At 53.1% G+C, this 11,530-nt stretch carries 7 protein-coding genes; 5 read left to right on the top strand and 2 right to left on the bottom strand.

Annotated elements, in window-relative coordinates:
- Positions 1-214: 214 nt before the first annotated feature.
- Positions 215-796, top strand: a complete 582-nt coding sequence (locus ABD07_RS15130) for an FxDxF family PEP-CTERM protein (RefSeq protein ID WP_240142587.1) — start codon at positions 215-217, stop codon at positions 794-796.
- A gap of 83 nt (positions 797-879) precedes the next feature.
- Here the strand turns inward: ABD07_RS15130 and ABD07_RS14480 are convergent, their stop codons facing one another.
- Positions 880-1,269, bottom strand: a complete 390-nt coding sequence (locus ABD07_RS14480) for a RidA family protein (RefSeq protein ID WP_160818883.1) — start codon at positions 1,267-1,269, stop codon at positions 880-882.
- A 109-nt stretch (positions 1,270-1,378) separates the two neighbouring features.
- Here ABD07_RS14480 and sbcB point away from each other — a divergent pair, with 109 nt between their 5' ends.
- Positions 1,379-2,809, top strand: a complete 1,431-nt coding sequence (gene sbcB / locus ABD07_RS14475) for an exodeoxyribonuclease I (RefSeq protein WP_160818882.1) — start codon at positions 1,379-1,381, stop codon at positions 2,807-2,809.
- 192 nt (positions 2,810-3,001) lie between these two features.
- Positions 3,002-4,513 (top strand): threonine ammonia-lyase, biosynthetic, encoded by a 1,512-nt coding sequence (gene ilvA, locus ABD07_RS14470; RefSeq protein WP_108699702.1) that lies wholly within the window; start codon positions 3,002-3,004, stop codon positions 4,511-4,513.
- A gap of 77 nt (positions 4,514-4,590) precedes the next feature.
- Here ilvA and ABD07_RS14465 read toward each other — a convergent pair whose 3' ends face one another.
- Positions 4,591-4,839 (bottom strand): hypothetical protein, encoded by a 249-nt coding sequence (locus ABD07_RS14465; protein WP_160818881.1) that lies wholly within the window; start codon positions 4,837-4,839, stop codon positions 4,591-4,593.
- A 32-nt stretch (positions 4,840-4,871) separates the two neighbouring features.
- Between ABD07_RS14465 and ABD07_RS14460 the strand changes: the two genes are divergently transcribed.
- Both ABD07_RS14460 and ABD07_RS14455 read left to right on the top strand, forming a co-directional pair.
- Complete coding sequence (locus tag ABD07_RS14460; protein WP_160818880.1) at positions 4,872-6,977, top strand: methyl-accepting chemotaxis protein; 2,106 nt, start codon at positions 4,872-4,874, stop codon at positions 6,975-6,977.
- A 40-nt stretch (positions 6,978-7,017) separates the two neighbouring features.
- On the top strand, positions 7,018-11,520 hold the full coding sequence (locus ABD07_RS14455) for a hybrid sensor histidine kinase/response regulator (RefSeq protein WP_160818879.1): 4,503 nt from the start codon (positions 7,018-7,020) through the stop codon (positions 11,518-11,520).
- The last annotated feature ends 10 nt before the right edge of the window (positions 11,521-11,530 follow it).

Genomic DNA, 11,530 nt, shown 5'->3' with positions numbered 1-11,530 from the left:
AATTTCAAACTGAGACACTACCGTACAGCTGTCCTGGTTTCTCAAGATGAATATAGTGTAGTTGTACTAGTGAAAAGGTTGGTATTTCCCATTTCCATGAAAAGGGTTATGAATTAACCTTCTGGCGTATATGATTTTGTAAAGCGAATATACATGGGCAGAAGAAATTTGTTTGTAAAATTATGAAATAATTTAAATATTAAGGAATCTAAAAATGTTAACAAAAAAAACTAAGCTAAGTTTAGCGATCATGACCGTATTCTCCATTGGTTTTACCCAAGCTGCGAATGCAGCTATTGATTTTGAATCTATTGCAGTAGGTTCTTATTCATCCTTCACCGAAGGTGGTGTTACATTTAGCCTTTCATCTGGCAATATCTCGGTGTCGGACGATGGTAATGGCGCGTATGTTTTAGCCGCTCCAGGTACTCATTTTCTGGATAATCGTTCTGGCGGCGCAGACTTTATTTTCGACTTGGCCGCACCGGTCAATTATTTTGGAATGCAGATTGGGGCTACAAACTCTCCTCAAACACTTTCAGCCTATGATTCTTTAAATAACCTTTTAGGTTCGGTGGCCATCCCTGACCAAGTAAGCTATCTGCCCTACCCATACACTGGGTTCTACTCTCTCAGTTTTGCAGGCATCGATCATGTTATCTTGACTGGTAATAGCGGTGATTGGGTCGTAGTAGATAATGTCACAGCTGTGCCGGAACCTGAAACCTATGCCATGTTACTGGCAGGTTTAGGATTGCTGGGTTTTGCCGCTCGCCGCAGACAACAAAACGTTTAATCTGAAATAAGCTGTAAAAAAGGAGTGCTCGTTCATTCGAGAGCTCCTTTTTTATTTTTTTCGATCAAGAGATACAAATGTCATTAAGCTCCGGTACTGCGATACGCCGTCACCTGAATTTCGATTTTCATGCGCGGATCGGATAGCCCCGCAGTCAACATCATGGCGGATGGTCTGACATCGCCCAGGTACTTGCGCATCACCGGCCAGCATTTTTCAAAATCCTCCGCCTTGGGAAATACATACGTAACCCGCACCACTTCTTTCATGCTTGACCCTGCTTGCTGCAATGCTGCCTCGATATTTTTGAAGCATTGTTCCGCTTGCTCCAATAAATCATCGGAGATGGTCATCTTGCTGTAATCGAAACCGGTTGTGCCGGATACCAGTATCCAGTTATCCGCCACCACCGCGCGCGAATAGCCGATTTCCTTTTCAAATGTCGAACCTGAACTGATGAGTTTTGTTGCCATGTTGTGTCATCCTTGTGATTGGGTTTGAAAATTTTTGCGTAAGATACCACTATAATTACGCAACAAACCAGTTTTTTACCGGCGCCTTCATCTAAATCCACCCACACCCATGGCTATCACATTTTACTGGCATGACTATGAAACTTTCGGCGCCGATCCCAGGCGCGACCGGCCCGCGCAGTTTGCCGGCGTGCGCACCGATGAGGCACTGAACGAAATCGGTGAGCCATTGGTAATTTATTGCAAACCGGCGCGCGATTACCTGCCGCATCCGGAAGCCTGCTTACTCACCGGAATTACGCCGCAGCTTGCCGACGAGCGCGGGCTGTTGGAACCCGAATTCATAGCGCGCATTCATGCCGAGTTTGCGCAACCGAATACCTGCGGTGTTGGCTACAACTCGCTGCGGTTCGACGATGAAGTCACGCGCTTCACGCTGTATCGCAATTTCTACGACCCGTATGCGCGCGAATGGCAGCAGGGCAATTCGCGCTGGGACATCATCGATCTGGTGCGCATGACGTACGCGCTGCGCCCGGATGGAATCGCCTGGCCGCAGCACGAAGAGGGGCAACCGAGTTTCAAGCTGGAGCATTTGGTCGCTGCCAACGGTATTCTGCACGAATCCGCGCACGATGCTTTGTCCGATGTGCGCGCCACTATTGCTTTGGCACGCCTGCTGCGCACGCAGCAACCGCGCCTGTACGATTGGTTGTTGCAACTGCGTGATAAACGCAAAGCGGCCGCGCAGCTTGATCTGATCACACACAACCCGGTGTTGCATACCACGCGCATGTATCCGGCCAAAACCGGTTGCACGTCGCTGGTGATGCCGCTCATCACGGAACCGGGAAACAACAACAGCGTGCTGGTGTATGACTTGCGCCACGATCCGGACATGTTTTTGCCGTTAAACACGGAGGAACTGACGCAATTGCTATTTACTCGTAACGATGATTTGCCCGAAGGCATGCAACGATTGTCGGTCAAGTCGGTGAAAATCAACAAATGCCCGGCATTGGCGCCGCGCAATACGCTGGATAACGAAGCTGCCGAGCGCATCGCGCTCGATCTGGATGCATGTTACCGCCACTGGAAAAAACTCTGCGCCAATCCCGATTTCTTTCAGCGCGTCGCCACGGCGTATACCAGTCACGCATTTGAACCCTCCGACGATGTCGATGTGGCATTGTATGACGGCTTTCTGGACAATGCCGATGCCGCATCGTTGGCCCAGATCCGGCGCGCTTCACCAAAACAACTGGCCAGCATGCGCTTCGATTTTCATGATCAACGGTTACCCGAACTGCTGTTCCGCTACCGCGCCCGCAACTGGCCGGAAACGTTGACGCCGGATGAAATGGAACGATGGGAACAGCTGCGTGTGCAGCGTCTGACACAAGGTAGTGGCGGGAGTATTACTTTTGACGAATTTTCCGCGCAGATTGCGCTATTGCATGAGGAGCACAAAGCAGATATAAGTGCGCGACAGATATTGGATGAGCTGGAGATGTGGGGAAAAAATTTATTGAATTCATAAGGTTTTTCTAGCCAGAAAACAATCATTTTATGGATTGCCTTTATTTCCGTTGAGCGCGCTCTTAACTGGCTGTTCTCTAAAAATTAGACTACATTTTGTAGCCGTAACAAAACTTATCCCATCTCCGATCGTGATAAAATCCCTTTCCCCGTTTCGGATTAGAAGATTGTCTGGATTCACTCATCTCCCACCATGAAAAACAATTACCTTGAAAGAATACTGACCGCGCAGGTTTACGATGTGGCGATTGAGAGTTCGTTGGATCTGGTCGCCAATTTGTCCGGGCGTATTCATAACCAGGTGTTGTTGAAGCGTGAAGATTTGCAGCAGGTTTTTTCGTTCAAATTGCGCGGCGCGTATAACAAGATGATCAAGCTGCCGCCCGCGGTGCGCAATCGCGGTGTGATCGCGGCTTCCGCCGGAAACCATGCGCAAGGCGTGGCGTTGGCGGCGAAGAAGCTCAATTGCTCCGCCACCATCGTGATGCCGGTGACGACGCCGCAAATCAAGGTGAACGCGGTGATGGGGCATGGCGCTACGGTGGCCTTGCATGGCGATTCGTATAACGATGCCTACGAGCACGCGATACAGCTGGCCAAAGTAGAACAAGCGACGTTTGTGCATCCCTACGACGATCCGGATGTGATCGCCGGGCAGGGCACGGTCGGCATGGAAATTCTGCGCCAGCATACCGGCCCGATTCACGCCATTTTTGTGCCGATCGGCGGCGGCGGGCTGATCGCCGGGATTGCGGCGTATGTGAAACGGTTGTACCCGAAAATCAAAATTATCGGTGTCGAGCCGGTCGATGCCGATGCCATGTACCGTTCGTTGCAAAGCGGCCGCCGTGTCAAACTGGCGCAAGTGGGTTTGTTTGCCGACGGCGTGGCGGTGCGGTACGTCGGCAAGGAAACTTTCCGCTTATGCCGCGAACTGGTCGACGAGGTGATGCTGGTCGATACCGACGCTATTTGCGCCGCGATCAAGGATGTGTTTGAAGATACGCGCACGATTCTGGAACCCTCCGGCGCGCTGTCGATTGCCGGTGTCAAAGCGTATGTCGCACGGGAAAAGATTCAGCATAAAACGCTGATCGCGATCGCTTCCGGCGCCAATATGAATTTCGACCGGCTGCGGCATATTTCCGAGCGCGCGGAAATCGGGGAACAGCGCGAAGCGGTGATGTCGGTGACAATCCCGGAAGAGCCGGGCAGCTTCAAGAAATTCTGTAATTTACTCGGCGCCAAAAGCATCACCGAATTCAACTATCGTTACTCCGACCCGAAAGTGGCGCGTGTGTTTGTCGGCGTGTCGGTACGCAACCAGGCGGAAACGCAGCAACTGATCAAGGAATTGAAACAAAGCGGCCTGGCCACCGAAGACATGAGCAATAACGAAGTGGCCAAACTGCATGTGCGTCACTTGGTCGGCGGGCGGGCGCATGCGGTCAAGAATGAAATCGTGTACCGTTTTGAGTTTCCCGACCGCCCCGGCGCATTGATGAACTTCCTCAACAACCTGAGCCATAACTGGAATATCAGCCTGTTTCACTACCGCAACCACGGCGCCGATTATGGCCGCGTGTTGATCGGCATCCAGGTGCCGCCGGAAGAAAAATCCGGCTTCCGCGCCTTTTTGGACCAGCTCGGCTACCGCTATTGGGACGAAACCAAGAATCCCGCGTATAAATTGTTTCTTGGCTAACGCAGACTGGATGCGCTGATTACCCAATGTTTCAGAAGGTGATTGTCGTGTCCGGAATTCTACGGTTCAGCTACTCGTTAAACCTGAGTCACCGGAAGTTCATCCGTTCTGACTTCAAACGCCGCGCGCAGGCTGTTCTCGCACTGCCCGGCAATCACTTGGATGGTATGGTTTGTTATTGAATTTGTTGGTATAAAGTACGATAGATTCATAAAAAACATTGTTTTCCAGGTCTTATCCTGTCTTTGATTACGCTCTCCAGCAGTTAAGCTATCGTCCGGTATTTTCCCTGTCTGATGCCGTTTGTCTTTGAAAAGAGCGGACATTCAGAGAGTCTGACTTCAAGCTGGAGAGCACAATGGAAGACAATTTTTCTAAATTCGGATTGCCAACCGGTTTGGTTGCGTTAGGTAAGAAGTTGCCGGTGCTTGCGGCGCCCGCGAAGAAAAATATTCCCAAGAGTGCTGCTCTGGTAAACAACGGCTGGGTGCTGGGTGGCGTCGTGATGTTTTTCACCGTGCTGTTGTTGATGACGTTAACGATCAGTGTGCGCCAAGCCAGACAGAATGCGATCCAGCCGGAGCTGGCCGCGCAGCTGCAAATTCAGCATGCGCATATCGCCAATGCCTTGCAACAGGCGCTGTTCGGCGAAGCAGAAGCCTTTGCCCGGTTGCGCGATAGCCGGCAACAATTCCATCGTGACATCACACTATTATTGCAAGGCGGCTCGTATCGCGGCACAACCGTAGCAGCTGTGGATGATTCATTAGCGCCAAGCTTGCACACTTATTTCAGAAACTGGCAGCTGGAAGATCAAAGAATCGATTTGATTCTGAATCAGCAGGAGCCTCTCATACAGCTCAACAACAGCATCAAGGCGGTCAATAACGCGCACAGCCAGTTGGCGCGACGCATGGACGAACTGATCAACCGCATGACGGAAGCCGGAAATCTGTCGCAGGAAATCCGCACCGTGGAAACGATCAAAATACACGCGCGCACCGTGGCCAAAAATGTCAAGACGCTGCTGCCGCTCGAATCGCCGCTGGCGGAAATCACCGCGCAATTGGCGCAGGATCATGCGCAAGTTGCCGCGATGATCCAAACCCTGAGTCAAGGCAATCATGGTCTTGGCGCGATCTCCAGCAAACATGAGGTGATCCAGGATTTGTTATCGCATGCGTATGCGCAGCTGAGAAAATTTGACGAGCATTTACATATCATCCGCAAAGAAGTTCCGGTCGCGCTGACGATGGAATCCGCAATCGATGAAGTTGTGAACAGCCATGCGGCGATGCAGGAACTGGCCGCAACGCTCGACGAGGAAATGCAGCAGCAAAACAGTCATTCCGCGTTGTTGCTGAATACAGTGGCGATGATCCTGGCGGTGTGTGCCGTGCTGGCACTGGTCTTGTTAATCCGGTCGGTGCGACGCAATGCCTATCATCAGGATCTGGCCAACCGCAACGAAGTCGAGAAAGCGCAAAAAGCCATTGTGACATTGCTGGACGACATGAAAAAAATCGCCGACGGCGATCTGACGGTGCGCACCGACATTACGAACCATATGACCGGTGCGATTGCCGACGCCATCAACAGCACCATCGAGGAATTGCACACACTGGTGGAGCAAGTCAATCAGGCGGGCGCGCTGGTGGTGAAGGCATCCCATCAGGCGCAGCAAGTTTCGTCTGGTTTGTTAACCGCGGCGCAGCAGCAAACGGATAGAATCGAACAAACCACCCTGGCGGTGGTCGGCATGACGGAATCGATCAGTGAGATATCGGATAGGGCGACGGAATCCGCCAAAGTTGCGAAACAATCATTGGCTGCGGCGGAGAAAGGCACGTTGGCGGTGCGTGAATCGATCGCCGGAATGAACGAAATCCGCACGCATATCCAAGACACCTCGAAACGGATTAAGCGCCTCGGCGAAAGCTCGCAGGAGATCGGCGAGATTGTCGCGCTGATCACCGACATCACCGACCAAACCAACGTGCTGGCTTTGAACGCGGCGCTGCAAGCAACTGCCGCCGGTGAAGCGGGGCACGGATTTACCGTGATCGCACAAGAAGTGCAGCGGCTGGCGGAACGGTCAACGGAAGCCAGCAAGCAGATCAGCGAATTGATCGTCACCATTCAGGGCGACACGCAGGACGCCATCGCGGCGATGGAGCGCAGCACGCTCGGCGTGGCAAAAGGCGCGAAACGCTCCGACGCGGCGGGCCGGGCGCTGGAAGAAATCGAGCAAGTATCCAAGCAACTGGCGCAGCTGGTCACGCATATTTTTGACGTGACCAATACGCAGACGCGGGCGGCGCATAAGGTGGTTGCCAATATGGAAGAAATTCTTCATATTACCCGGCAGACGACACAAGGAACGCTGAAAACCACGGGATCGATCAAACAGATCGCAGGATTCGCGTCCGAACTGAAAGCATCGGTATCCAACTTCAAGGTGTGATGCCAATGCCGGTTTCTCTATCGATTGATGGTACAAAAATATGAGCGCGCAACCCAAACTGAATATTGCTTCGATTATCGGAATCAAGGACGGGATTTACCAAGTCTTCGCATTGATCGACCAGAATCTGGAGGTATACAGCCAGCATCCCGGCAAGACCGATCTCGTCAAGGATTGCCGCAGTTATATTCATCAACTGGACGGTTTGCTCGAGATGCTGGGGTTGACCAGTATCACCATCGTCACCGGAAAAATGGAGCAGCTGGTTGAAGCGCTGATCAGTAAGAAAATTGAACCCAGTCCGCCGGTATTCAATGCGTTGAAGCAATCCACTAAGGCGTTGCTGTTTTACTTGAACGAATTGATCGATGGCGCGGAAGAAAATCCGCTGCGGTTGTTCCCGGCGTATCGCGGTTTGATGCAGGTGTACGGTTTTGAGAATGCACCCGAAAGCGATTTGTTTTTCCCCCGTTTAGCAGCCGCACCGGCATTAAAAGCCGAAGCCGCGCATGTCGACGCGGCTGCCGCCAAAATTCTGGCCAAACAATTGGGTGCGGAGTATCAGGCCGGTTTGCTGAAGTGGCTGCGCGATCCATCGAATCAGGACGGCTTGCGGCAAATGGCCGCCGTGGCGGATAAGATCGAGGAATTTCCGGGAACTACCGAAGCGCGTGCGTTCTGGTGGGTGACAGCCGGTTTTCTGGAAGATTTGCTGCAACTGGACGGCAGCCAAATCGATTTGCCGGTGCGCCGTTTGTGCGGAAAGATTGAGCAAACCATCCGCCATTTGGCGGCGGGTACGACCGGTAACACCTCTATCTTAATGCGCGAATTGCTGTACCACATTGCGCACAGCGAATCGGACAGTGTGCGCATCAACGCGATCAAGCACAGCTACACCTGGCCCGGCCAAACCAAGGACCAGGATGCGCCGACATTTGAACAATCGGAAACACTGCGTCCCATACTGGACAGGTTGCGCGATACGCTGATGCAGGCGAACGATATCTGGCGCGAGTTCTGTGCCGGGCATCAGGAAAGCCTGGTTTCATTGTTGGAATACGTGGACTGGCTCAGCCACCAAGCACGGCAAACGGAGTGCGCGCCGCTGGTGAAATTGATCGATGCCATTGGCGATACGGTGACGTACTTGCACGATCATCCGCAGGAAACGAGCGAAGAGCTGGCAATGGAAATGGCCACGGCACTATTGCTGGTTGAAAGCATTATTGACGATTTTTATAAGCTGCCTGACGATCTGCCTTCCCAGATCGATGTGATTGATTCCCGTCTGCACGGCATCACGACGGGCGATATCCAGATCGGCGAATTGCCGCCCGCACCGACATTCAAAGTGCTGGATGGTAAAACACAGGAAAAAGAATTATTGGCACAGGTGGCGCAGGAAATTCTGGCCAACCTGGCGCACATCGAAAGCATTCTGGATAAATTCTTTTTTGAACCCGCTCAGCGTTCGGAATTGCCGCTGTTGCCGGATTTATTCAAGCAGGTCTCCGGTACCCTCGTCATGCTGGATCTGGAGCGTGCGCATACGCTGCTGCATCTTTGCTACGGTTTGGTTGAGAAACTGTCAAAGTCAGGCTACGAGATTGTCCAAACCGAGCAAGTTCTGCTCGTCGACGGATTGAGCAGCCTGGGTTTCTACATCGAAGCATTGCGCAGCGGGCAACCCGATAGCCAGCAGATTGTCGAGGAAGCCATCAAGCTGTTCCAGATCGCAGCCAATCCGGCCAATGCAACCTCGCCGGTGCCAATGGCTACGCCACCTGCTGCCGCGCTAAGCGCAGACACCGCATCCGCTGCGGCGGTGAGTGCCGCTATCGATCCCGAGTTGCTCGGTATCTTCCTAGAAGAAGCTGGTGAAGTGCTGGCGGGTATCGCCAGCGATGTACGCAAATGCCGCATCAATCCAACCGATCAAGAAGCGCTGGCAAGTGCGCGGCGCGGATTTCACACCTTGAAAGGCAGCGGCCGCATGGTCAAGCTCGATGATTTGAGTGAAGTGGCGTGGAATCTGGAGCAAGTGCTGAATCTTTGGTTAAGTGAAAACAGATCCGCTTCCGATCCGCTGCTCGACTTGGTTGACCGGGCTTGCCAGGCTTATGGCGGATGGTGTGACGATCTGCGCGAACATGGCGTTGCCGAGGTTGATGCGGATGCATTACTGCAAGCGGCGCAAGAACTGCTAACGCGCGCCAAAACCGTCGAAGCATCCGCAGTTCCGGCCGAACCGGTTCAGCCGGAACAATTGCCGCTTGTTGTCGCACCGGCCGATCGGATCAATCCGGAATTGCTCGCGGTATTTCTGGAAGAAACACACGACATCATTCCGCGCATGGGCGCAAAACTGCGCGCGTGGCGCATGTTGCCGCAGGACGAGGATATCCATCATGCATTGCTGCGTTTACTGCATACCCTGAAAGGCAGCGCGCGCATGGCGGGTGCTTTGCCGCTGGGCGAATTGATTCATGCGATGGAAAGCCATGTAGAAACGGCTTTCCGTGACCGCAATATCTCCGATGCCGCGCTGGATCAGCTGGAAAGTGAATTTGACGCGATCAGCGGCGAGATCGAACAGCTTCAGCGCACTGAAGATGCTGCGGTTCCAGGAAGCGATGCACTGACGGCCGCAGCCGTGGCGATCGCCGAATTGGCGCAACCGCCCGCCGAAACAACCGGGCTGCTGCAATCCAAAACGTTGCTGCGCATCAATTCCGAGCTGATTGACCGCCTTGTCAACGATGCCGGAGAAGCCAGCATTCTGCGCTCAAAAATTGAGGCGCAGCTGAACAATTTCAAACAATCCTTGCAGGATTTGACGGAAAGCACACACCGTTTGCACGATCAGTTGCGTGAAGTGGAAATCCAGGCGGAAACGCAAATGCAATCGCATCTTGCCCATCAACAGGAAAGCGAACCGGCGTTTGATCCGCTCGAATTTGACCGTTTTTCACGCTTCCAGGAATTGACCCGGCTGATGGCCGAGAGCGTCGATGACATCATCAGCGTGCAAAAAAGCTTGCGGACTACGCAGATTGCCGCTGAAGAAGCGGTTGCGCAGCAAGCGGTGATGAACCGGCAGTTGCAGCAATCGCTGCTGCAAATCCGCACCATCCCATTCAGCAACTATGCCGAACGCTATTACCGTATCGCCCGGCAAGTAGCCGAGGATTTGGGCAAAAAAGCCAGTCTCGAAATTCACGGCGCCGATGTTGAAATTGACCGCAATGTGCTGGAGAAAATCAATCCGCCGCTGGAACACCTGCTGCGCAACGCCATCGCCCACGGTATCGAAGAGCCGGAGGAAAGACAGCGGTTGGGCAAATCCGAGACCGGACAAGTCGAAATCCGCTTGCGTCAGGAAGGCAACGAAGTGATCATTACGTTGAGCGACGATGGCCGCGGTCTGAATTTGCCGCGCATCCGCGAGGAAGCGCAGCGGCTGGGCCTGGTCCGCAACGATGCAGTGCTCGACGATGACAAGACGATGTCGCTGATTTTCATGCCGGGCTTGTCGACCACCGATTCGGTGACGGGAATAGCGGGGCGCGGCATTGGTCTGGATATCGTCAAGAATGAGATTACGATGCTGGGCGGGCGCATCAGCGTGGAATCCACTCCCAATCAGGGAACGGTTTTCACAATTAACCTGCCGCTGACCCTATCGGTTGCGCAAACGTTGATGGTTCGCACCGGCAAGCAGACCTACGCGATTCCCGCTTTTATTGTCGAGCAGCAACGCGAATTCGACGCGGAAACGTTGCAGAAAATCTACCAAGATCACCGCGTTACTCTCAATGGAAAAACCTATCCGTTTGCGCATCTGTCGCATTTGCTGGGGGAAACCGGTGTTGTTCCGGAAGCCGGAAAACACAGTCAGGTCTTGTTCCTGCATAGCGGCACCCAGCATCTGGCGGTGCATGTCGACGAATTACTCGGCAGCAGCGAAGTGGTGGCGAAGAATATCGGCGCGCAACTGGCGCAAGCGCCGGGCGTGGAAGGCGCCACCATTACCGGTGACGGCGAAGTGATTCTGATCCTGAATCCGGTAAAACTGATGCAGCGCAGCGATGTGCAACAAGTGCTCAGTACCCCGGTTACCGCGCTGACTCCGGCGAAGAAAAAGAAAACAGCCACGCCACCCGCTGTCATGGTGGTGGATGATTCGCTGACCGTGCGCAAAGTAACTTGCCGCCTGTTGGAGCGCGAAGGTTGCGATGTACTGATCGCGAAGAATGGCGCGGAAGCGGTCGATATTCTTCAGGAAACCATTCCGGATGTCATGCTGATCGATTTGGAAATGCCGAAAATGAACGGTTTTGAATTGATCAAGAAAGTACGTGACAATCCCGCAACGGCCCATATGCCGGTGATCATCATTTCGTCGCGCACCGCGGAGAAACACCGGAAAATCGCCAAGGATCTGGGCGTTAACGTATTTCTTGGCAAACCTTACAAAGAGGATGAACTGCTCGATCATTTGTCCGATTTGATCGGGAAACGTAAGAAGTGGAAGCCTTAGAGAGAAATAC

Source organism: Nitrosomonas oligotropha, assembly GCF_009833085.1.
Classification (GTDB): Bacteria; Pseudomonadota; Gammaproteobacteria; order Burkholderiales; family Nitrosomonadaceae; genus Nitrosomonas; species Nitrosomonas oligotropha.
This window is presented reverse-complemented; position numbering and strand designations above follow the sequence as displayed.